Raw genomic sequence first — 25,324 nt, 5'->3', positions numbered from 1 at the left:
CAATTAACCACACAGTTTTTTTACTGCTTCTTCCACAGAGCTTAAAAAAATAATCTGTCTTCTTTTATTGCTCTCATAAATAAAATCTTTAATGCTTTTACCTGTGTATTCGCTGAAATCACCAACAATACCTAGCTGTACACGATAGTTGGAGAATTTTTGTAGGATCTCACCTGCGATGCCGGTTTTTAGATCAAAAAAATCAGGGGTAATATTCTTTTTATGAACAATCATCTTATCAAAATCCTGATAATATAGATCTACCATTAGTTGCAAGGCTTCTTCGGGAGTAGTCATCAGTTGAACTTCAGATATGATTTCAGCGACCTTGATATTATTTTGTTGGTGGATTTCAATTTGCATGATGCAATTTAAGCATCAAACCCTAAACATTTTTCTCTTTTTAGTGTTTTCTTTAAAAACATCAATTATGAAATTAATTAAGCTATCTGTCATTCTGCTCATTAGTGGGATGATATTATCCTGCAGCCCTATAACGAGGGTAACTGGTTCCTGGGTTGATCCCTCAGCAAAAGGGGCATTGTTAAGCGGGCAAACCATTTTCATTGCGTCGCTAACAAAGAATATGAAAGTCAGAACTCAACTTGAAAATGGGTTTACCGAACTGATGGCTATGAAAAATATAAAGACCGTAAAAGGTGCCGATTATTTTAATCCTGAATTTTATAAAAAAATACCGAGCGAGAGTGTGCTACAAAACCAAATCAAAAATTCTGGCGCTAATTATGTTTTAACAATCTCGCTAATCAATAAAGATAGTGAAACCAGGTACGTTCCAGGTTCTTCAGCTTATGCACCATATCCATATTATGGATGGTACGGTGGATTTTATAGCTATTATAATTACTGGTATCCTAGATTTTATGAGCCCGGTTATTATGTAACAGACCGTACCTATTTTATGGAAACTAATCTTTATGAGTTAGGTGGCGGTAAATTGATTTGGTCAGCACAGTCAGAAACTGTTAACCCAGGTTCAATAGATAATTTCGTAAAGTCTTATCCAAAAGTCTTATTTGACCAGATGGTTAAAGATGGATTGCTGCCAATGTAAATAACAGGAAATAAAAGAGGACGGAAACAGTCCGCTATAACCCTCTGCATGTAAAAAAATACTTACGAATGTGTTTTTTAGCAGCTTGCAGAGGGTTTTTTACGTACATATGGAATTGTGTATATGGACAAATTCCGGAAATATATGTAAGTTGCGGCAACTAATAAAAAATAACATGAAGAGACTTACAATGGCACTGGGACTGTTGGTTCCGGTTTTAAGCTTTGCACAGCAGCAACCGCAACCACAAAACTGGCATATGCTGTCTAAAGAAACAGATAAAGTTTATGGCGCTGATGTTGTAAAAGCTTACAATGAGCTGTTAAAAGGTAAAACACCTAAAACTGTAATCGTTGCAGTTTTAGATGGAGGTATAGACACTTTACACGAAGATTTAAATGCTAATTTATGGCGTAATCCAAGAGAAAAAGCAGGTAATGCAGATCTGGATGGTAATGGTTATAAAGGAGATGTGTCAGGTTGGAATTTTCTAGGCGGTCCAAATGGACAGGTTACGACTGAAAGTGTAGAATATCAGCGCGTTTATTACAGATATAAAGATCAGTTTGCAAACGTTCAAAACGAAAAGCAGGTAAAGAAAAAAGATTTACAACATTACCGTTCATGGGTGTTAAGTAAAAGCTTATTGAAAAAAGCAGACAGCATTGCACCCGTTGATTACAGGGGCAAAGAAGTAAAGGATGATTATTTTAATATCAAGGATCGTTTTTATGGGAATGCAAATTTAATGGGTAACCCTTATTTTCATGGTACGCACGTAGGTGGAATCATCGGTGCTGTACGTGGTAATGGAAAAGGCATGGATGGTATTGCCGATGCGGTAAAACTAATGGGAATACGTGTTGTGCCAGATGGTGATGAACATGATAAAGATGTAGCGCTTGGTATCCGTTATGCAGTTGATAATGGTGCACAAATTATCAATATGAGTTTCGGTAAAAGGGTATCCCCGGAACGTAAAATGGTGGAAGATGCTATTCGTTACGCAGAAAAGAAAGGTGTTCTTTTGGTAAATGCTGCGGGAAATGAAGGTAGTGATATTGATAGTCTGCCACATTATCCAAGCCCTTTTTATATGAAAGGTGATAAGAGGGCCCCGAATATGATTACAGTGGGTGCAAGTGGCGCTACAGAAAAAGGCTTAATTGCTTCATTTAGTAACTATGGAGATCAGACAGTAGACGTGTTTGCGCCGGGTGTAGCTATTTATGCTACGTTGCCTGAAAATAAATATAGTCCATTGTCGGGAACAAGTATGGCTACACCAGTGGTTGCAGGGATTGCGGCGTTGATAAAAAGCTACTATCCAGATCTGACTGCAAAACAGATTAAATATGTTATTGAACAATCTGTTACTAAAATTGATTTCCCAGTTACCAAACCCAAATCTGGTGGTAAAAAAGTCGCTATGACTGAATTGTGCAGAACCGGAGGGATTGTAAATGCTTATAGTGCATTGGTGATGGCCGAGAAAATGTCAAAAACGAAGTAATAAATAGAGCTTTACACAATAATAAAAACCCTGTACTTTTTAAGTAGCAGGGTTTTTTATTGAGGCATTATTCAGCAAATTTTAATACTATTTCCTAAACGTAATTTCAATTGTTTCTTTGGAGTTGGGGCCGTCTTCATCCTCTATATAAAGTATCATCTCAGTTGAGTTCAGCTTTCTGATCTCATAATCGTCCGGTTCTTCATCCTGGAATGTAATTGCAACACGGTTATTGCCTTTTACCTGATAGCTACCAGTATATTTATCTCCTGAAATATTTTCAATCATTTTACCCTCTTTTGTAAATTCAAAATAATAGTCAGTATCGAAATCTGTTTCGGTTTCTTCGCTGATAACTACTCCATTTACAATTTCCTTTTCAATGGTTTGTTTAACGTACCATTTACCAACGATGTTTTGTTTTTGTTTATCCTCATCATCTTTTTTACAGCCGGTAAAGGCAACAGCTGTCATCAGTAATACCAATAGGTAGAAATTTTTCATAATTGTTTTTTTAAGAGTTTTATTTAGATTTTTAATTGTTAGTACCTAAATGGCGTTTTGAAACCAAGTTAAATACCTGTGCAAAAGAACATATTCGCATTTGGTGCGACAATACCCATTTATAGGTATTTTTTGATTTATAATTGTTATATTGACATTTATTATAACAGCTTTTTTACAGCATTTTTGTCCCGATGGCAATATCCTATAGTATTTTGGGGAAATGCTACAGTAAAGCCAATAGAGCTGTCCCTATATTTGAAATTCGCACATTAAACCAAATATAGTCTGGGCCTTTTTCGAAAGATTCAGACCGCCTGAAATCTGTATTAAATGAGAAAAATCTACGCCTTTATTTTTTTAAGTTTACTGCTGACTGCCTCGACAGTGTGTTTTGCATCTGAAATTTATAAAAAAAACAAACGGACCATCGTTATTCCATTACATGCTAATCCAAGACTTAAGTTTGGAGCAGATAGGTTGGCAAAGTCTTTATCATTAATTGGCTATGATGTTAAGATTGTACAGAAAGATAAAGTGCCAAATGGAAACGAAATTATTGTAATAGGCACTAAAGGAGATCAATTACTAGCAGGTTTATCAGTTTCTACAGCAAAACAAGTTGGAAAAGAAGGGTTTACTATTGGCTATAATAAAAATAGAAACCTGGTTATAGAAGGCGCCGACCATTCGGGAGCTTTGTATGGTTGTATGGAACTTGTTGATGAAATTAAGGTTAAAAATAAGCTACCAGAAGATATTTTAATTACTGATCAGCCTCAAATGGTTTTACGTGGTACATGTATTGGCCTACAAAAGACCGATTTTTTGCCTGGAAGAGAGATCTATGAGTATCCTTATACACCTGAGAGTTTTCCATGGTTTTATGATAAAGATCATTGGGTTCGTTACCTCGATATGATGGTAGAAAACCGTTACAACTCATTGTACTTATGGAACGGGCATCCTTTTTCGTCACTTGTTCGATTGAAAGACTATCCTTACGCAGTAGAAGTGGATGACGAAACTTTCAAAAAAAATGAGGAAGTATTTAAATTTTTAACAGAAGAAGCAGATAAGCGGGGTATATGGGTAATTCAAATGTTTTACAACATTATAATACCTAAACCATTTGCTGATAAGCATGGTTTAAAAACACAAGATAGAAACCGTCCGATTATTCCATTGATAGCTGATTATACCAGAAAATCTATTGCAGCCTTTGTTGAGAAATATCCTAATGTTGGATTGCTTGTAGCTTTGGGCGAAGCGATGGAAGGTGTAGGGCAGGATGATATCGACTGGTTCACTAAAACAATTATTCCAGGTGTAAAGGATGGTTTAAAAGCTGCTGGTATTAAAGAGGAGCCTCCAATTGTATTGAGGGCACACGATACGCATGCACCAAGCGTAATGGCCGCATCATTGCCACTTTATAAGAACCTTTATACCGAAAATAAGTTCAATGGAGAAGCTTTAACTACTTATACACCAAGAGGCAGCTGGGCGGAACTACACAGAGAGTTGAGCAGGGTAGCCCCGGTGCATATTTCTAATGTACATATATTAGCTAACCTGGAACCTTTCCGTTATGGTTCTGCAGATTTTATTCAGAAATCTGTACAGGCTATGGATAAAATCTATGGTTCTAAAGGTCTGCACTTATACCCACAGTCGGGCTACTGGGATTGGCCATATACGGCCGATAAAATTAACGAAAGACAGTTACAAATAGACAGGGACTGGATCTGGTATAAAGAATGGGGCAGGTATGCCTGGAATTCTTATAGGGATAGAAATGAGGAAATTAATTACTGGGGGAAAGAACTAGGTGATAAGTATGGGACAGATCTGGCAGCCGGGAAAGCTATCCTTAATGCTTATGAAGAATCAGGAGAAATTTCACCTAAATTATTGCGCCGTTACGGAATTACTGATGGTAACAGGCAGACATTGACTTTGGGGATGCTCATGACTCAATTGATCAATCCATATCGTTATGGATTATTTACATTAATGTATGAATCTGAAGCGCCGGAAGGGGAAATGATTATCGAGTACGCGGAAAAAGCCTGGAAAAAAGAAGGACATATTGGTGAAACGCCAGTTCAGGTAGCAAAAGAGGTGATCGAACATGGTAAAAAGGCACTTATTTCTATAAATGAGGCTGCACCGTCGGTGACCAAAGATACGGCTGAGTTCAGGAGACTTAGAAACGATATGCACTGTTATGATGCCATGGCTAATTTTTATGCGGAAAAAGTAAAATCCGCACTTTGGGTTTTACGTTATAAATATTCTAATGATATAACCGATCTGGAGAAAGCTTTGCCATTACTCGAAAAAAGTGTAGCCCATTATGCGGAACTGGTTAAGTTGACACAAAACGATTATTTGTATGCCAACAGCATGCAGACAAAGCAGCGTAAAATACCAATGCGTGGTGTTGATAAGACATTTATCCACTGGAAAGAAATGTTGCCGGTATTTACCCGGGAACTGAACCATTTTAAAAGAAGTATTGATTCATTAAAGGTAGTTAGTTCCGGGAAAATCAATGCTTTAAAGCCTTATACTAATGCAGAAGTTAAAGTGTTATCCGCCAATGGAACTTACATTGTTGATAAAGGGATAGGAATATTTACGGATTCGACAGCTGTAATAAAAGAGGTTACTGAAAAGTTGAAAGGCCTTAAAGGAGTAAAATTAAATAAGGAACAACAAATCAGGTCGGGTACTACACTTGAATTTAGCAACAAAGCTCCGGTAAAAGTACTGGTAGGTTATTTCAATGTAAAAGGACCGCAGTACCTGAAAGCACCCGAACTGGAAACCGATGCAAGCGCAAATAATTACGGACAATCAGAAATAAAAATCTTAAACGCATTGGTGCTGGATGGTTATCCACCAGTAAACATACATGCTTATTCTTTTCCCGCAGGTACAAATATTTTGACTTTGGGTAAAGGGGCTTGCATGATCCTTGGTTTTATCAATGAAAAAGAGGAAATGCGTATTTTTAATGCAGGGCTAGATGGTAATGGAAAAGATATTGACTGGTTATTTGAATGATGATGAATAGAAAAGAATTTATTGTAACGACGTTGTTTTTGATTTTAGCAACGGGTGTATTTGCGCAATCTGCTGGCACGGTGAAACTTAAAAAATATGTGGATTATTTTAATTCAATTGATAATGAAGCCGTAAAAAATTTTGTAACCAACGAGCAGTCGTTTGATTGGTTGTCGCAAAACATACCTCTGTTGGAATGCCCGGATGAGGTATTAGAACAAAATTACTATTACCGCTGGTGGTCTTTCCGCAAGCACCTGAAGAAAACTCCGGATGGATTTATTTTTACCGAATTTATTGAGCCTGTAAAACATGCTGGTAAATACAATTCCATCAGTTGTGCATTGGGGCATCATATCTATGAAGGTCGTTGGCTTAAAAATAATGATTACCTGAAAGCGTATATTGATTTTTGGTTGTACCATGCTAATGTGGGGGAGACGAGAGACCGTTTTCATCAGTTTAGCAGTTGGGTAGATGACGCAGTTTACCAGAATCATCTTGTTAACCCAGATCAGGCCTATTTAACGAGAATTCTACCTGCCCTGGATGCTGATTACGACAAATGGGAAAAAGAAAGACAACTAAAAAGTGGTCTGTTCTGGCAATTTGATGTAAGAGATGGAATGGAGGAGTCGGTAAGTGGATCAAGAAAAGACCAGAACAGAAGGCCTACCATCAGCAGTTACATGTATGGAAATGCCAAGGCATTGGTAAATATTGGAAATATCTTAGGAGACAAGGCGCTGGTAAATAAATACAATGTTAAAGCGGAGGCGCTTAAAAAGCTTGTGCAAGATAGTTTGTGGGATAACAAGGATGGATTTTTCAAAACGCTTCATCCTAATGCTCAGTTTGCAGGTGCCAGAGAAGCTATTGGTTATGTGCCCTGGAATTTCGACCTGCCGTCAGATAGGCCTGAATATGCGAAGGCATGGGATCAGATATTAGATACAGCGGGGTTTAAAGCACCCTGGGGCTTAACAACAGCAGAACGAAGGGAGCCGACATTCAGAACCAGAGGTACCGGGCATAGTTGCGAATGGGATGGCGCTTTATGGCCTTTTGCCAGCTCGCAAACATTAAAAGGATTGGCAAACCTGCTGACCAATTATAAGCATCACGGTAACATGACCGCAAAAGTATTTTATGATGAACTTCATCAATATGCCAAATCTCATCAAATGAATGGTAAACCTTACTTAGGTGAATATCAGGACGAAAAGACTGGAGACTGGTTAAAGGGCGATGATCCCAGAAGTAAATTCTACAACCACTCTACTTTTGCCGATCTGGTAATTAATGACCTGATTGGTATCAAACCACGGTTGGACAATGCTTTTGGCTTTTATCCACTGATTCCGGAAGGACAGTGGGATTGGTTTTTACTGGAGAACGTTACTTATCATGGTAAAACGCTTACCCTGCTGTGGGACAAGACCGGAACAAAATACAACAAAGGTAAAGGCCTGCGTATTTATGCCGATGGTAAAGAAATCTATAAATCTGCAAAATTAAAGCAGGCAGTAATTAAACTTTAATAATCAACTACAAATATAACCATAATGAAGTTTTATAGCCCTATAAATAAAGTTGTAACTGTTTTAACCATGTGTTGCTGCACCATGCTGTTTAGCATAAATGCTACTGCCCAGGCCTATTATAATGTCCTTAAATATGGAGCTAAGAATGATAGTAGCGCATTAGCCACAAAAGCCATTAAAAAGGCGATTGATGCGGCTTCAAAAGCTGGTGGTGGTACAGTTTATTTTCCGGCCGGCAAATATTTAACAGGTTCTATACACCTGAAAAGCAACATTACGATTTTTATTGATGCTGGTGCTGAGCTTCATTTCAGTGATAACTTTGACGACTATTTACCTATGGTGAAGAGCAGGTACGAGGGCGTAGATGTAACTAGTTTCTCGCCTTTGTTTTATGCCTATGAAGCTGAAAATATTGCCATTATAGGTCGGGGAATTATAGATGGGCATGGTAAAAAGTGGTGGGATTTTGTGGAAGGTTATAAAGCGGATCAGCCACGTTCAAAATGGCAATATATGTTTGATGAGCTGAATAAGGATATTGTATTGCCTGATGAACCAAAACAAATGACACGTGGTTTTTTACGTCCGCCATTTATACAAACCATGCATTGTAAAAATGTATTGATACAAGGGATAACCATTCAAAATTCACCATTCTGGACTGTAAATCCGGAGTTTTGCGAAAATGTAACCATACATGCGGTTACGATTTTCAATCCGGCCAGGTTTGCACCCAATACAGATGGTATCAATCCGGAATCTTGTAAAAATGTACGTATTTCTGACTGCCATATTAGTGTTGGTGATGACTGTATTACGATTAAATCGGGTAAAGATGCGCCGGGTAGAAAAATGGCAGTTCCAGCAGAAAATTATACAATTACCAATTGTACCATGCTTTCTGGTCATGGTGGTGTGGTAATTGGTAGCGAGATGTCAGGCGACGTGCGCAAGATTACCATTTCAAACTGTGTTTTTGACGGGACAGATCGCGGACTGCGTATCAAATCTGCTCGTGGCAGGGGCGGTGTTGTTGAAGAGATCAGGGTGGATAACATCATCATGAAAAACATCAAACAGCAGGCTATCGTGTTGGATTTACAATATGCTAAAACTACTGTTGAACCGGTTTCTGAACGTACACCGAGATTCAGAAATATTCGTTTCAGCAACATTACCGCATCTGGAGTAAATGAAGCAGCTTTCTTAAACGGATTGGAGGAGATGCCTATTGAAGGCATTACTTTTAACGACATCAATATGGATGCAAAAACAGGCTTTAATATGCGTAATGCTAACCGTATTGAATTTCATAACGTAGAAGTTAATACTGAAATCGGATCTTCACTTAAAGCCGAAAACGCTAATTCTTTAACCATAAATGGTTTTAAAAGTTATGCCCCGCATAAAAATGTGCCTCTAATCGATTTGAAGGATGTAAATGATGCATTTATCTATAATGCATTTCCGGTTTCGGGAACAGAAGCTTATTTAAAAATTAGTGGAGAAAAAACTAAAAATATATCGCTAGGAAATAATAACTTTAAACATACTAAAACTCCAGTTGTAACAGAGGGGAAAGTTACAGAAGAAGTGCGGGTTATCTCGGGAGATCCTATTAAGTAACTTAATTGTATCGACATGAAATTCACGAGTTTCTCTACCTGTATGAGCATTGTATTTATCAACAGTCTGATTGTCACAGCAGCTGTTGCCCAGCAACCCGTATACCAGCTTTGGTATACTAAACCTGCGGAAAAATGGACTGATGCATTGCCGATTGGTAATGGACGTATTGGTGCAATGGTATTTGCTGGTGTTGAAAAAGATCGTATACAGTTTAATGAAGAAACATTGTGGACCGGTGGTCCCAGAGATTACAATCATAAAGGTGCAGCAAATTATCTTGCTGAAATCAGAAAACTACTTTTTGAAGGAAAACAGCAGGAAGCGGAAAAACTAGCTACAGAAAAGTTTATGGGTACGCAAAGTGCAGCGGGCGACAGGGAGAAATGGACTGCAGATATGAAGGCCCTGAAAGGTATGCAAGGCAATCCATCAGAAGAAAACTACGACGATCAGCAATGGAAAAATATTCAGGTTCCAAGTTACGAAGGATGGGAGACAGTAGGTTTACAGGGATTTGACGGTGCAATATGGCTACGTACCAGTTTTGAGGTTCCTGAAAACTGGGTAGGTAAAGATCTGGTCCTTGATTTGAACCGTATCCGTGATCAGGATTTTACTTACGTTAACGGGGCACTTGTTGGAAACACAGACGGTACCTCGCCAAGAAAATACACCATACCTGCTAAACTCATAAAAAAAGGGAAAAATACCATTGCGGTGCAGGTTTTGAACTATTTTGATAAAGGCGGAATAGCGGGGTATAAGGATACCACCAGGGCAATTTCTGTTTATCCTGAAGGCGGGACAGCAGAAAATGGTGTGTCATTGGTAAAAGAATGGAAATATAAAATTCAAAGTGATGAGCCTCCGGTTGTACCACAGTTTCAGGCTAGTTATCAGCCTTTTGGTGACCTTTACTTAAACTTTAAGAATCATACGGCCCCGGTTACCAATTATAAGCGACAGTTGGATTTAAGTACTGCAACGACTAGTACCTCTTATACTTTAAATGGGGTGAACTATCAGCGTGAGTATTTTGTTAGTCAGCCAAATCAGGCGGTTGTGGTCCGTTTAACCGCTGATAAAAAAGGAAGCGTTAGCCTGGATGCTCTTTTGTCAAGTCCACATAAGTACTTTACAGTTCAAAAATTAACTGAAAATACGATATCTCTTAGTTTAAGGGTAAGAGGAGGTGTACTAAAAGGCGAAAGTCAACTTAAAGCAGTCATTACAAAAGGCAAAATGTTAGTTAGTAAAGGTAAAATCAGTATTACCAATGCTGATGACGTGACGTTTTACCTGACTGCTGGTACCAATTTTATCAACGATAAAAATGTAACAGGGAATCCGGCAATAGCTTGTGTGAAGGCCATTACAGGTTTGCAGGGTAAAACCTATGCACAAGTAAAAACAGCCCACGTAAAAGAGTATCAAAAATACTATAATGCCTTTTCTGTGGACTTCGGAAAAGGTGATAATGATAATCTGCCAACAGATGAGCGCATAGAACAATTTGCAACATCAAAGGATCCTTCTTTTGCAGCTTTGTTTATGCAGTATGGTCGTTATCTGCTTATTTCAAGCTCAAGACCTGGCACACAACCGGCAAATTTGCAGGGGATATGGAATGAATTATTAACGCCACCATGGGGTAGTAAGTACACGACCAATATTAACATGGAAATGAATTATTGGCCTACGGGGATTTTGAACCTGCCGGCGATGAACGAGCCTTTGTTCAAAAAGATCAATGCGCTGGCTAAAAATGGAGCAATTACTGCCAAAATGCATTATAACGCAAATGGATGGGTGCTCCATCATAACACAGACTTATGGAATGCTACGGCACCCATAAATGCGTCCAATCATGGTATCTGGGTAACAGGTGGAGGCTGGCTATGTCAACATTTATGGGAACATTACCAGTTTACACAAGATCGGTTGTTTCTTAGGAACGAAGCTTACCCTATAATGAAACAGGCAGCAGTTTTCTTTAATGATTTTTTAATTAAAGATCCGAAAACGGGTTGGTTAATCAGTACACCATCCAACTCACCGGAAAACGGAGGATTGGTTGCCGGGCCGACTATGGATCATCAGATTATACGCACATTATTTAAGAATTGTATTTCAGCTGGAGAATTGCTGGGTGTAGATCCGGATTTTGGGAAAGTCTTACAAGAAAAACTTACGCTGCTGGCGCCAAATCAGATCGGTAAATACGGCCAGCTACAGGAATGGCTGGAGGATAAAGATGATACCACGAATAAACACCGTCATGTGTCGCATTTATGGGGAGTGCATCCTGGTAACGATATTACCTGGGATACACCGGATATGATGAGGGCGGCACGTCAGTCGCTTATTTACCGTGGCGATGAGGGGACAGGTTGGAGCCTGGCATGGAAAATTAATTTCTGGGCAAGATTTAAAGATGGTGATCACGCGATGAAAATGATAAAAATGTTGATCAGTCCTGCTGCAAAAGGCGGTGGAGCATATGTAAACCTCTTTGATGCACATCCACCATTTCAGATTGATGGGAACTTTGGCGGTGCCGCAGGTATAGCAGAAATGCTTTTACAAAGCCATACTCAGTTTGTGGAAGTTCTGCCAGCTTTACCGGCTGAATTACCAGAGGGCGAAGTAAAAGGAATTAGTGCAAGAGGAGGGTTTGAACTCAGTTTAAAATGGAGCAATGGGGTGTTGACAACCATGGATATATTATCAAAAGCAGGTGGAGTTTGCCTGCTGCGGTATGGAAATAAAATTACAAGTATCGCCACAGAGAAAGGGGTGACATATAAATTGAATGGAGATTTGGAGAGATTATGAGTAAAAGAAAAGTAATAGCTTTTCTGATAGGCCTTTTTTTAACGAGTACAGGGTTTACACAAACAGGATTACGCAAAAACATTACATTAAATGAAGGTTGGCAAAGTATAGCCGATGACACAAATATCAATGCCTATAAAGGGTTTGAGCAAAGTGGCTTTAACGATAAAGCCTGGAAGAAGGTAAATGTTCCTCACAATTGGGACCAGTACGAGGGATACAGAAGGATGTTACATGGAAACAGGCATGGTTACGCCTGGTACCGTAAAACTTTTACAAGTACAGAACAAAAAGGCGGTAAGCGTTTCTTCCTTTATTTTGAAGGAGTGGGGTCATACGCAACAGTCTGGTTAAATGGTAAAAAAGTAGGCTACCATTCGGGTGGTCGTACCACTTTTACATTGGATGTAACTGATGTGATCAAATTAAATAATCAGGCTAATTTACTTGCTGTACGTGCTGATCATCCGGCAAATATACAGGACCTCCCATGGGTTGATGGTGGTTGTTCTACAGAGCGTGGTTTCTCTGAAGGCTCACAACCGATGGGTATTTTCAGGCCCGTACATCTGGTGGTTACGAATGATGTTAGAATTGAACCCTTCGGTGTTCATGTATGGAACGATGATAAAGTTTCCGAAAAATCGGCTGAACTGAAAATGGAAACTACAGTTAAAAATTACAGCAGCAGGTTGCGTACCATTAGTGTACTCAATCAACTTTTCGACAAAACAGGCAAGAAAATAACTGAGACAAAACGTATTGAGAAGGTACAGCCGGGGAAGATTTTATCCATAAATCAGCAGACGGAGCAGTTAAAAGATGTACAGTTATGGTCGTTGGAAAACCCTTATCTGTATACCTTAAAAACAAGCATTAAAGAAGGTAATAAAATAATTGATGAACTGAATACGCCTTATGGTATCCGTTGGATCAGCTGGCCAATAGGCGCAGATCCTGCCGACAGTAAAAGGTTTTTATTAAACGGTAAACCTGTATTTATTAATGGTATAGCTGAGTATGAACATCTTATTGGACAGAGTCATGCTTTTAGTGCAGAGCAAATACGTTCAAGGGTTATGCAGATTAAGGCTGCCGGGTTTAACTCTTTTCGTGATGCACATCAACCGCACAACCTGCTTTACCAGGAATACTGGGACCAGCTCGGTATTTTATCCTGGACGCAAATGGCAGCCCATATCTGGTACGATACCCCGGAATTTAGACAGAACTTTAAAAACTTATTGACGGACTGGGTAAAAGAAAGACGCAACAGTCCTTCTGTCGTGTTATGGGGATTAGAGAATGAGAGTACGTTGCCAGAAGATTTTGCCAGAGAGTGCACCGAATTGATCCGTAAACTTGATCCAACTGCTTCTGCACAACGTAAAGTTACTACCTGCAATGGTGGCAAGGGAACGGATTGGGATGTACCACAGAACTGGACCGGTACTTATGGTGGCGATCCCTTAACCTATGCGGATGATATACAAAAACAAGTATTAATTGGTGAGTATGGTGCTTGGCGAACACTTGACCTGCATACCGAAGGCGCCTTTATGCAAAAAGGCGCCTATAGTGAAAACAACATGACGCAATTGATGGAAACTAAGGTTCGACTGGCAGAATCTGTTAAGGATAAAACAGCAGGACATTACTTCTGGCTTTATAGTTCTCATGATAACCCGGGAAGGGTACAAGGTGGTGAAGGTCTAAGGGAGCTTGATCGCATTGGGCCAATCAATTACAAAGGTATGTTTACACCATGGGAAGAGCCTTTGGATGTTTTTTATATGTTCAGGGCTAATTATGCACCAAAGGAAACTGAACCTATGGTGTATATTGTTTCTCATACCTGGCCGGAAAGATGGCTGACTGCTGGCAAAAAAGACAGCATAACGATTTATTCAAACTGTGATGAAGTAGAACTGTTTAATGATGTTAATGCTGTTTCGCTGGGGAAAAGAAAACGCGGAGGTATCGGCACACATTTCCAATGGGATAATGTAGCTATTCAATACAATGTGCTTTACGCGGTAGGTTATGTGAATGGAAAAGCTGTAGCTAAAGATTATATTGTTCTGAATAATTTACCTCAGGCACCAGGATTTAGTAGATTTAACAAAGATGCTAAGCCCATTACAGCGGCTACTACAGCTTATAGTTATCTGTACCGTGTTAATTGCGGTGGCCCTGCATACAAAGATGAAAATGGGCAACAATGGTCGGCCGATAGACAACTCAGCCCGGGAGGCTTCGGTTCAAAATCATGGACCAGTAATTTCCGGGGAATGCCTGCTTTTTTTGCCAGTCAGCGCCGTACGTTCGATCCAATAAAAGGTACAGCCGATTGGAAGCTGTTTCAGACGTTCAGGTATGGTCGTGATCAGCTAACCTATCATTTTCCTGTACCTGACGGAGAATATCTAGTGGAATTATATTTTGTAGAGCCATGGTTAGGCACTGGTGGAGGAATGGATGCGACCGGTATGCGTTTATTTGACGTAGCTGTAAATGGTAAGACATTACTTAAAAATGTAGACATCTGGGCAGAGGCAGGACATGATGCAGCCTTAAAGAAAACAGTAAAAGCCCAGGTAAAAGGAGGGATGTTGATTGTTTCTTTCCCCCAGGTAAAATCAGGTCAGGCATTGATCTCGGGTATTGCGATTGCATCAGTAAATAAAAATATTGTGCCGGCAAGAGAGAGCTTGTCTATTGTCAGCAACGAACTAGCTGTGAATGCTTTAACATGGATGGATTTAGGCGATCAGCAGTATGCTGACGAACAGGTGTATTTTACCTCCTTACCTTCTGCGCTGTACGGCGCCGAGTGGATTCAAACCAATAGTAAAGAAATAACTACAAGACCATTTAAGGTAAACAATGATGCAGATGTCTATGTAGCTGTTGATGTAGACGCGAATGGTAAATTGAGTTGGTTATCGGATTATGAAGATACCAAAACCACACTTAAAAATAGTAAGGGGAAGGTTTTCAATGTGTACAAAAAGGGCTATCTAAAAGGTGCCAGTGTTACACTAGGACTAAACAAAGAAAATACCGCAATGTATACTATTGCACTATTGCCTAAAACAAGTATGCAACCGGCTTATGATCTAAAAACCGTGACTACTTACAAAGCTACTGATGCAAATTTAATAGGCAGCGGTCTTGTAAAAGAAGAACTGATGGGGAAAGAGCGGGTTACTTTTAAAAAGTCATCTGGTGATGTTTTAGAGTGGCTGATGACTGTTGGTGTAGCCGATACCTATTCACTTACCGTTAAGTATCACAATCCGTTTGAAACCAATTTGAAGGGAAAAATTGAAGTGTTAACCCTGGATGGAACGGTGTTAAAAGCAGCAGAGCATTTTCCATTTACACCTACCAGAAAAGGCAAATGGAATTACTTTAACACCAATACAGGAACGATGATCAATGCTGGTACGTACAAAGTACGTTTAATTGCTGACGATGCACAGGGGCTTAGTGTGGACGGTTTGGATGTACAATAATCTTGTGTTTTATACAAAAGAATCTTAAAATAAGATAAGATCTTACAATATATAGCGAAAATATTATATTAATATAGATACCTGCAAGTTGATATTTGCTTTAACCAATTTATAAACCAGCTAATCGCCAAATGAAGGGTCTCCCTATTTTCGATCTTGTTATAATAGTCATTTACCTGATAGGGATGATATTGGTGGGAATTTACTTTTCCCGTAACAACAAAAATTCAGAACAATTTACCAAAGCATCAGGCCTTATACCGGGCTGGGCAATCGGGATGTCTATTTATGCTACATTTTTAAGTAGCAATACCTTTTTAGGTGTGCCAGGTAAGGCTTTTGGCGGAAACTGGAATGCTTTTGTATTCAGTCTTTCCATGCCACTGGCCGCTTGGGTAGCTTCTAAATACTTTGTGCCTTTTTACCGTGGTACCGGTGAGATATCTGCGTATACACATCTTGAACATCGTTTTGGCGCCTGGGCAAGAACATATGCTGTAGTCTGCTTTTTACTTACCCAGCTGGCCCGTATGGGTTCTATCTTTTTTGGTATTGCACTTAGTTTACAAGCCCTAACCGGTTACTCCATGCAAATGATCATGTTGGTGATGGGGATTTGTATCATCATCTATACGGTACTTGGGGGTATAGAAGCTGTGATCTGGACAGAAGTTGTGCAGGCGGTAGTAAAAACCTTTGGTGCCTTATTAATTCTTTATCTGATCATTACCAATATGCCCGGTGGTGTAGCTAAGGTAATTGAAATTGGTAAAGCTGATGATAAGTTTAGCTTGGGTAGTTTTTCTCCCGATTTTATCAGTTCTTCTTTTTGGGTCGTACTGTTGTATGGGTTCTTTATCAATTTGAACAACTTTGGTATGGATCAGAATTATGTACAGCGTTACCATACTGCATCCTCCTCAAAAGCTGCTGCTAAGTCTATCTGGCTATGTGTATGGTTATATGTGCCCGCTTCGCTGATGTTCTTCATTATAGGTTCGGCTTTGTATGCTTATTACGAAGTGAACCCTGATTTGATTGAAACGATAAAACACCAGGTGGCGGTCGAACGTTTGCCTTTGAATGCTTCAGCGGCAGAAATTGCTACACTGGAAAAATCATTGCAGCCTGCAGATTATGGAGATAAGATTATGCCGCACTTTATGGTAACCAAAATACCTGCAGGTTTAGTTGGTCTGATTGTGTCGGCGATTCTTTCAGCAGCTATGAGTACCATTAGCTCGGGCATGAACTCTTCTGCTACCGTTTTTACGGTTGATATTTATAAGAGATATTTTAAGCCTGGTATAACAGAAAAGCAGAACCTTTCCCTGTTGCATATTTCTACAGTAGTGTTTGGTTTACTGGGGATGGGTGCAGGTATTGCGATGATTGGCGTGAAGAGTATCCTTGATGTATGGTGGGAGTTGTCGGGTATCTTTGCCGCAGGTATGCTGGGGTTATTTTTATTGGGTATAGCCAGCAGGCAGACGAAAAATCACGAAGCATTCATTGCGACAATGATTGGCATTGTAGTGATTATCTGGATGACGTTTTCATCCCATTTGCCAGAGCAGTACGAGTTTCTTCGCAATTCCCTGAACAAAAATATGATCATTGTAATAGGCACGCTAAGCATCTTCCTGGTGGGCGTTTTCTTAACAAAATTGAAAAACAAGAACTTAAAAACTGCTGATGACAGCTTTCCGGTTTAAGCCGGTCATATAGAATACATTATATAAAAATTTATTAGAGAATATAAAATGGAAAACTCACAAAAAGGGTTCATCCCGGTCATGCTTACGCCTTTTTTGGGCAACGGAGAGATAGATTATAACGCACTTACACAGCTTACGGAAGTGTATTTGCAGGCTGGGGCAAAGGGCTTGTTCGCGAACTGTCTTTCAAGTGAAATGTTTGAGCTTACGGATGAAGAACGCTTAAAGGTGATCAGTCATGTCATAAAAGTAGCAAATGGAACTGTTCCTGTAGTCGCTACCGGAACCTTTGGCGGGGCTATCGATAAACAAGCAGATTTTGTTAAAAGGGTAAATGATCTGGGAACAGAAGCTGTAATTATGATTGCTGGTTTATTAGCCGAAGAGCAAGACACAGATCATTTATTTAATCAGCGTGTATTTGAATTGTTTGATCAGACGCCGGGGATAGCAATGGGCTTTTATGAGTGCCCGGTACCATACAAAAGGACATTGGATGCATGGCAACTGAAGTCGTTTGTGGAAAGTGGAAGGGTGATTTATCATAAAGATACTTGTCTGGATCTGGAACAGATCAAACAAAAGCTAAAAGTGACCGAAGGATACAACAAATTTGGCTTGTATGATGCTTACATGGTACATGCGGTAGATTCACTGAAAGCAGGGTCAGCAGGCTTATCCTGTATACAAGGGAATTATTTTCCTGAACTAATTGTTTGGTTATGCGATAATTACAATGATCCGCAGTTGGAGGAAGAAGTTAAAAGGGTACAGCGGTTTCTGATCGACAATATGGATGTTATGCATAATGTATATCCAGTTGTTTCTAAGTACTTTTTGCAAAAAAGAGGTTTAAATATTTCCACTTTTACCAGGAGAGACGTAGGCATATTCAATAATGCCATTGTAAAAGACATTGAAAGCTTATACAGCAATTATAATGTGCTAAGGAACGATTTGAATATTGCAGTATTTTAGTTACCAACGTTAAAATTATTCATTTAAATACTTTCGTTTATAATCCAGAGGAGTCATGCCCGTTACCTTTTTAAAGTGTCTGTAAAAGTTAGATACATTGTTGAAACCACAGTCAAAGCAGATCATTTCTGTAGGCAGTTTGTTCTCAATTAAAAAGCGACAGGCGTGACTTACACGGATTTCTATCAGAAAGTCATAATAAGTCTTCTTGGTCATCAGTTTAAAATATCTGCAAAAGGATGTAATACTAAGGTTGCTTAAAGAAGCAATCTCTTCCAGCGTTATATCGTTTTTATAATTGGTCATCGTATAAGTACAGATTTTGTTAATACGCAGTGTTTCCGACTCGTTACTTTGATAAAATGTATTCTTTCCGGTTACTACCGTCTCAAATTCCTCCGTTTCTGCCAGGGTTTTTAAAATGCTAAGCAGGATAATGATGCGGTCAAGGTTAGTTGCCTCAATAGCCGACTTCATCAGTTCTGCCAGTTTATCCTTCGTTTTACCAGTGATTACCATTCCGCTTTTTGCTTTTTCAAATAACTTGGGAATCAGGTAGGCTTCGGGTAGGTTCAATAAATGTTTCCCCAGACAGTCGGGCAGAAATTGTATGACCATAGCCTCTACATTTAAATCCGGATTGTTCTGGAAATACTCGTCCTTACACCGCCAGGTATGTGGTAGATTTTCTCCAAGCAGGATCATTTCCCCAGGCGTAAAATTACTGATGTTGTCGCCAATAAACCGTACACCTTCACCTTTGATGGTGTAGTGAAGTTCAAGTTCCGGATGGTAATGCCAGATGTTTCCGAAGTCTGGTTTTATATCATGACGAATGCTAAATGAGCTCTGTAATGTACTTGGTATTTTATGAAAATGCGGCTTCATTTTTGTTTTTATATTTGAATATTATATTTATATTTAATTATTTGAAATGGTGATTTAGCAAATCATATACGCAAAGTAGCTATAATTATTATATTTTGTGATAATATCCTACAATAATTTGCTAATAAGCATCAGTAAATGATAAATGCTATTGTTGAGTTTTGTATAGATAGTAATAGCAAATAACCAAATTATAAACCGACAAGTTATTTTTATATGAATAATTTGTTCAGTAATAAATCATGAAACAACGGGTAAACAAGGAAATTTTATTGGTTTCTAGTGGAGATTTAAGGCTGTCAGCAAATCAGAATTGCTGGGCAGCACAATCGCAAATGGAGAACGATCTGACTAAGGCAATTACTAAACTGGGCTGGACAGTTAAGCGTGCCCATCCTTATGATGCCAGTAAAAAACACGGCTTTATTGATTCTCAAAGAATGGGGATGGATGTGTTCCGTAATATCAATCCTGAACAACCTTTAATTGTTGCTGAAAGTGTCTGGCAATATTCACACCATGTATTTGCAGGCTTAACTACACATAAAGGACCTATCCTTACGGTTGCCAATTGGAGCGGACAGTGGCCTGGCCTGGTAGGTATGCTCAATTTAAACGGTTGTTTAACCAAGGCAGGTGTTGCATACAGTACTTTATGGTCTGAACAGTTTAACGATGATTTCTTTGTTGATGGTTTGAATGAGTGGCTGACTACGGGAAAGATCAGTCACGATATGTGTCATGTAAAAAGTATGGCACTTCATAAACTTCCTTTTACTGAAGAAGAGCAAGGCAGAAGCTTTGCGCGGAAACTAAAAGAGAGAAAAGTAATTATGGGGGTTTTTGACGAAGGTTGCATGGGTATGTATAATGCCATTGTACCTGATGAATTACTCCATCCAACAGGTTTTTTTAAAGAAAGATTAAGTCAGTCGGCACTATATGCTGCCATGCTGCGTGTAAATGATACTGAAGCTACTGCAGTTTTAGATTGGTTATTGAATAAAGGAATGAAGTTTAACTGGGGTGCCAACCAGGAAACTGAACTAACCAGAGAACAAACACTAGAGCAATGCAAAATGTACATTGCTTCAGTCCGCATCGCGGATGAATTTGGCTGTGATACTATAGGTATACAATACCAACAAGGATTAAAAGACCTTACTGTAGCGAGCGACCTGGTAGAGGGTTTATTAAATAATGCTGATCGGCCACCGGTATTTTCTGAAAAAGGAACAGAGTTGTATGCTGGAAAAGCATTACCTCATTTCAATGAAGTGGATGAATGTGCGGGAATTGATGCATTGCTGACTTATAATTTATGGCAGGAACTTGGGATGTCGGGCGAGAATACTTTACACGACATTCGTTGGGGTGCACATTATAAAGGAGCGGGAATTGATGATTTTGTATGGTTGTTCCTGATTTCTGGTGCGGCACCTGCTGCGCATTTTATTGGCGGATATGAAGGTGCTGGAAGTGACAGACAACCAGCTATGTATTTTCGTTTAGGCGGAGGGACGCTTAAAGGAATTAGTAAACCAGGTTCAATTGTTTGGAGTCGGATTTATGTGATGGATAATGCATTACATTGTGATTTAGGTGTGGGCGAGGTTGTTGCCCTACCGGAAGAAGAAACCTACAAACGCTGGAATGATACGACACCTGAATGGCCGATTATGAATGCTGTTTTAAACGGTGTTAGCCGGGACCAGTTGATGAGCAGACATAAAGCGAATCACATTCATGTGGTGTACACGGATGATGAAGCTACAGCGCACAAAGCTTGTCGTATTAAAGCCGCAGCCTTGGATGAAATGGGAATTAAGGTGCATTTCTGTGGAGATGTAAACCTGAAAGCCTGATAAATATTTTAATAAAATACTAACCAAATCTATAAATTATGAAGCGTGTTTATCTATTACTGACTTTGATGCTCTCAGGTACAGCCAGCTTATTCGCTCAGAATAATGTAGCTCCCGGACATGTTGAAAACGAAAAAGCTGCTTATGTAAAGATGATCATCCAGCGTTCCGATAAAATCGCAGCTGTTCTTCATATAGATGATGCTGGTAAACAGCAAAAAGTTAGCAACATCATTCGCGATCAATATAGCAACCTGAACGATATTTATGCTGAGCGTGATGCGAATTTAAAAAGGACAAAAGAAACTCATGCTGAGAATAAAACTGCATTAGAGGCTGCTAAAGCTACAGAAGCTGAGAAAACAGAGGCTAAATTAGCTAAGCTACATAAAAAATACCTTTCTAAGTTGTCTGGGCAGTTGACTCCTGAGCAGGTAGATCAGGTGAAGAATGGAATGACTTATGGTGTATTGCCTATCACTTACAAAGCCTATCAGGAACAGATATTAACGCTCAACGATGAGCAGAAAAAGCAAATTCTGATTTGGTTAACCGAAGCACGTGAGCATGCAATGGATGCGGAGTCTTCTGATAAAAAACATGCCTGGTTTGGTAAGTACAAAGGAAGAATCAATAATTATCTTTCTGCTGCAGGTTACGATTTGAAAAAAGAAGGAAAAGACTGGGAATTGCGCAGAAAGTCAGCTGCACAAGCAATTAAATAAAAAATAGTACACGGAAAAAGGATTATCATTCTTTGGTTAGATAGACGCTCTCAAAAGTTCTTTATTTGGTTAGAAAATTCCCGTTACTGATGAAGTAACTATTGGTAACGGGTCTTTTGTATTCCATCAGAATATTAAGAAAATCGATTATTAACTAACATAAGCCAGCCTGATTTGATTAAAAACTTACTTTAAACCGAAACAATAACGCACTCAACGACCTAATACCAATTGTTTAATAGAGACCATCTTTATAAGGTGGGATTGTTATACACCAATAAACCAAATTATAAATCAATAAACCAAGTATGAATTTCAAACTTTTACGAATGTTAAAAGGGATATTCCTATTATCCTTGCTTTTTTGTGCCTCTTCGTATGCGCAAACAAAGAAAATCACAGGTAAAGTTACTGATGCCAGTGACGGTGGGCCAATGCCCGGCGTTAATGTCAGCGTTAAAGGTAAACCCAGTAACGTATCAACGAATGCGGATGGTATTTATACCATTCAGGCCGATCCGGCAACCGATGCATTGGTATTCTCTTACATTGGTTTCATAAGAAAAACAGTACCGTTGGCCGGACAAACTACTTTACATATTTCATTGGCTCAGGATGATGCGAGCCTGAAAGAAGTGGAAATCATATCTGTCGGTTACGGAACGAAGAAGAAGGATGAGATATTAGGCGCAGTAGCGACAATAACCGGAGCTGAGCTGATGGATATTCCAGCACCTAATCTTGCCGGCGCTTTAAGAAACAGAATCGCAGGTTTGGGCGTAAGCCAGGTGTCGGGAAAGCCGGGGGCAGGTATAAGTTTAAATGTTCGGAACTCAACGACTAGTGCGCAGGGAAGTGGGATAGGGGCAACAGCTGAACCGCTTTATATCATTGACGGTATTTCCATGCCCGACAGCGAGGCTTTTGATAACCTGGATGCTTCGATGGTCGAAACCATAACCATCTTAAAAGATGCTTCTGCTGCCATTTATGGTGCGGCAGCTGCTAAAGGTGTTGTATTGGTAACTACAAAACGCGGTAAGGCGGGCAAAATAAACCTAAGTTACAACGGTTATTTAGGTGTTTCTGATGCCGCTACGCTTCCTGAAATGATGTCAACTTATGAGCACGCAATGCTTTTAAATGAGGGGATTGGTATCGGAAATAAACCATTTAGTGATTCATTTTCTCCAGAGGACATGGAATATCTGAAAAATTTAAACTATAAGAGTTGGTATGATGAGTTGTGGCAGGCTTCTGCTACCCAGAAACACAATCTTAGCGTTTCAGGTGGTAGCGACAAGGTAACATTTTTCGCTGGTGGAAGCTATCAAAATGAGAATGGTAATTACAAAGGTTTAAAAATAGATAAATATACCTTAAGAAGTGGTTTAAGTGCTACAATATTACCTGGGTTGAAAGCTGATATTGCTTTTAATGTCGATCAAAATATCAATATAGCAAATAATGATTTAGGCAAGGAAAATGATGCGGATTTTTTTAGGACAATTATTACAACGCCTGGATGGGTACCTATTAGCATAGAAGGAAAGCCTGTGTTTTTTAATAACATAGTAAATCCTTTAGCACTTTTGAATTCAGGTTATTATGATCACCGAAAAGGTTTTGGCTATCGTATCAATGCTAATCTGAGTTATCAGCCTGCGTTTGTGAAAGGATTAACTGCAAAATTCCAGATTTCGCAAGGTGGATCATCAAATAGAAACAGATTATATAAAGCACCTTATGATGTATATAGGTTTGCAACATTTGGCAGAGGTGGAAAATTCTATAGCAATCTTCCCGATCCCAGTAAGGCAATTGAATCAGTAGTAACTAAAGAGAATGCTGAAACCCGGGCCGGACAAAGTACATCGAACAGTTATCAGGGATTTCTTACACTTCAATACAATAAAGTAATTGGTCTCCATACGATGGATCTGACAGCAGGTGCTGAACAAACAGTATCTTATGGTGAAACTCAATCGAATACTTGGGTGGGACAGCTTGTTCCACTTGTTGACGATCCCTGGGCTTTTGACTTAAACAAAATTGGAGTACCTCAGCGTTCTGTATCGGAAGCAACCAAACGTTCGTTTTTCGGTCGTTTTAGTTATGATTTTAACAAAAAGTATTTATTCGAGGCGGTAGGCCGTCTTGATGCATCTTCAAATTTTGCTACAGGAAACAGGTGGGGCCCTTCAGGAAGTGTCGGACTTGGATGGATTATTAGCCATGAAAACTTCTTTAAAGACAACGTTAAGTTTGTTAACTTTTTGAAATTCAAGTTTAATTATGGAATTACTGGTGATGATCGCGTGGCTGCCAGACTTTGGCAGGAAAGATATGCTATCGGCTTAAATGATGGTTACCTATTTGGGTCTAATAATGGCATCGGTTTAAATCCAGCCGTACTTCCTAACCCGGGAATCACATGGGAAAAAAAGCAAACGTTCAATGCTGGTTTTGAAGCTTCACTATTTAACAGCAGACTGGATCTTGGTGTAGAAGTTTTCAGGAACTTTACTTATGATGGATTTGATGGTGGGGTCGATAAATTGTATCCAATGTATGCAGGATTTAAAGGTGCAACCGTAAATTACAGAGAAGTATACAACTGGGGATCTGAGTTTAATATCGGATATAATGCAAATCTTACAAAAGATCTGAAATTAAATACAAGTATGAACTTTGGGTTTGGTAATTCTGTGGTTTACCGGGAACTCTATAATCCAAATGAATTGGTTATCAATATTGGAGAAGATATCATCACAAGTGGATTAGATCCAAGGAAATACAGTAGTAGTAATATAGGATTAATTGCGAAAGGTATGTTGAGAACTCAACAAGAAGTGGACGCTTTTATTTTAGCAAATCCAAATTACAACTTCAGAGGAAACCTTCCGGAAGTTGGATGGCTTGTATACGAGGATACCAATAAAGATGGTTTAATTAGTGAAGCGGATATGGTACCTATGTTTAAGCATACAAACGCATTTTTAAGTACAGGCATTAATTTGAACCTTGGCTATAAATCGTTAAGCTTAAGCACGAATATTAATGCCCGGTTTGGTGGGAAAGTATTTTACGATAGCAGAGCGGTGACCTCGGCGACACCCACAACAAATGTATTAACCATTTGGAGAGATCGCTGGACACCTGAAAATCCGACGCAAGGTAAAATGCCGAGATATGATGATCCGTCTATAGGTATTAATTCAACTTTCTGGGCTGTAGACGGCACGATGATCAGGATCAATAATATGACATTGGCGTATAAAGTCCCTGAAAAAATTGCAAGAATTTTAGGTGTTGGTGGTGCAAGGATACTTGCTACTGGAAATAATTTATGGACCATTGTAAATCCTTTAAAATACAAGGATCCATATACGTCAAGTGCTTATGATTATCCAACAATCCGGACAATCTCATTAGGCTTAAGTGTTAACTTATAATA

Annotated in this window: 15 protein-coding genes; 12 read left to right on the top strand and 3 right to left on the bottom strand. The window is 39.2% G+C overall.

Annotated elements, in window-relative coordinates; genetic code table 11:
• Positions 1–3: 3 nt before the first annotated feature.
• On the bottom strand, positions 4–363 hold the full coding sequence (locus R2Q84_RS18720) for a DUF4180 domain-containing protein (RefSeq protein WP_316818118.1): 360 nt from the start codon (positions 361–363) through the stop codon (positions 4–6).
• 67 nt (positions 364–430) lie between these two features.
• On the opposite strand from R2Q84_RS18720, the gene R2Q84_RS18715 reads away from it, so the two are divergent.
• On the top strand, positions 431–1,075 hold the full coding sequence (locus R2Q84_RS18715) for a hypothetical protein (protein WP_316818117.1): 645 nt from the start codon (positions 431–433) through the stop codon (positions 1,073–1,075).
• A 175-nt stretch (positions 1,076–1,250) separates the two neighbouring features.
• Positions 1,251–2,588 (top strand): S8 family peptidase, encoded by a 1,338-nt coding sequence (locus R2Q84_RS18710; protein WP_316818116.1) that lies wholly within the window; start codon positions 1,251–1,253, stop codon positions 2,586–2,588.
• Between the two features lie 87 nt (positions 2,589–2,675).
• Here R2Q84_RS18710 and R2Q84_RS18705 read toward each other — a convergent pair whose 3' ends face one another.
• Positions 2,676–3,092: a lipocalin family protein gene (locus R2Q84_RS18705; RefSeq protein ID WP_316818115.1), complete on the bottom strand. Its 417-nt coding sequence runs from the start codon at positions 3,090–3,092 to the stop codon at positions 2,676–2,678.
• 333 nt (positions 3,093–3,425) lie between these two features.
• Between R2Q84_RS18705 and R2Q84_RS18700 the strand changes: the two genes are divergently transcribed.
• From R2Q84_RS18700 to R2Q84_RS18670, 7 genes are all read left to right on the top strand, one after another.
• Positions 3,426–6,164: an alpha-glucuronidase family glycosyl hydrolase gene (locus tag R2Q84_RS18700; protein ID WP_316818114.1), complete on the top strand. Its 2,739-nt coding sequence runs from the start codon at positions 3,426–3,428 to the stop codon at positions 6,162–6,164.
• Positions 6,161–7,705, top strand: coding sequence for an MGH1-like glycoside hydrolase domain-containing protein (locus R2Q84_RS18695; protein WP_316818113.1), 1,545 nt, complete (start codon positions 6,161–6,163; stop codon positions 7,703–7,705). Before R2Q84_RS18700 ends, R2Q84_RS18695 begins: the two co-directional genes overlap by 4 nt.
• Before the next feature lie 24 nt (positions 7,706–7,729).
• Entirely contained in the window at positions 7,730–9,337 is a 1,608-nt protein-coding gene (locus R2Q84_RS18690) for a glycoside hydrolase family 28 protein (RefSeq protein ID WP_316818112.1), read from the top strand.
• Positions 9,338–9,352: 15 nt separating this feature from the next.
• The gene (locus R2Q84_RS18685; RefSeq protein ID WP_316818111.1) at positions 9,353–12,175 is read left to right on the top strand and encodes a glycosyl hydrolase family 95 catalytic domain-containing protein; all 2,823 of its coding nucleotides are present in this window, start codon (positions 9,353–9,355) and stop codon (positions 12,173–12,175) included.
• Positions 12,172–15,693: a malectin domain-containing carbohydrate-binding protein gene (locus R2Q84_RS18680; RefSeq protein ID WP_316818110.1), complete on the top strand. Its 3,522-nt coding sequence runs from the start codon at positions 12,172–12,174 to the stop codon at positions 15,691–15,693. The genes R2Q84_RS18685 and R2Q84_RS18680 overlap by 4 nt, the downstream gene beginning before the upstream one ends.
• A 131-nt stretch (positions 15,694–15,824) precedes the next feature.
• Positions 15,825–17,408, top strand: a complete 1,584-nt coding sequence (locus R2Q84_RS18675) for a sodium:solute symporter (protein ID WP_316818109.1) — start codon at positions 15,825–15,827, stop codon at positions 17,406–17,408.
• 48 nt (positions 17,409–17,456) lie between these two features.
• Positions 17,457–18,389 (top strand): dihydrodipicolinate synthase family protein, encoded by a 933-nt coding sequence (locus tag R2Q84_RS18670; RefSeq protein ID WP_316818108.1) that lies wholly within the window; start codon positions 17,457–17,459, stop codon positions 18,387–18,389.
• Between the two features lie 15 nt (positions 18,390–18,404).
• On the opposite strand, the gene R2Q84_RS18665 is transcribed toward R2Q84_RS18670, so the two are convergent.
• Positions 18,405–19,277 carry an AraC family transcriptional regulator gene (locus tag R2Q84_RS18665; protein WP_316818107.1) on the bottom strand — a complete coding sequence of 291 codons (873 nt, stop codon included), beginning with the start codon at positions 19,275–19,277 and terminating at the stop codon, positions 18,405–18,407.
• Between the two features lie 242 nt (positions 19,278–19,519).
• On the opposite strand from R2Q84_RS18665, the gene R2Q84_RS18660 reads away from it, so the two are divergent.
• From R2Q84_RS18660 to R2Q84_RS18650, 3 genes are all read left to right on the top strand, one after another.
• On the top strand, positions 19,520–21,142 hold the full coding sequence (locus tag R2Q84_RS18660; RefSeq protein ID WP_316818106.1) for a fucose isomerase: 1,623 nt from the start codon (positions 19,520–19,522) through the stop codon (positions 21,140–21,142).
• Between the two features lie 38 nt (positions 21,143–21,180).
• The gene (locus R2Q84_RS18655; protein ID WP_316818105.1) at positions 21,181–21,867 is read left to right on the top strand and encodes a DUF3826 domain-containing protein; all 687 of its coding nucleotides are present in this window, start codon (positions 21,181–21,183) and stop codon (positions 21,865–21,867) included.
• A gap of 308 nt (positions 21,868–22,175) precedes the next feature.
• Entirely contained in the window at positions 22,176–25,322 is a 3,147-nt protein-coding gene (locus R2Q84_RS18650; protein WP_316818104.1) for a SusC/RagA family TonB-linked outer membrane protein, read from the top strand.
• Positions 25,323–25,324: the final 2 nt, after the last annotated feature.

Source organism: Pedobacter nyackensis, from assembly GCF_032678475.1.
In the GTDB taxonomy this organism is placed as follows: Bacteria; Bacteroidota; Bacteroidia; order Sphingobacteriales; family Sphingobacteriaceae; genus Pedobacter; species Pedobacter nyackensis_A.
The sequence above is the reverse complement of the archived record's forward strand: the minus strand, read 5'-3'. Positions and strand labels throughout refer to the sequence as shown.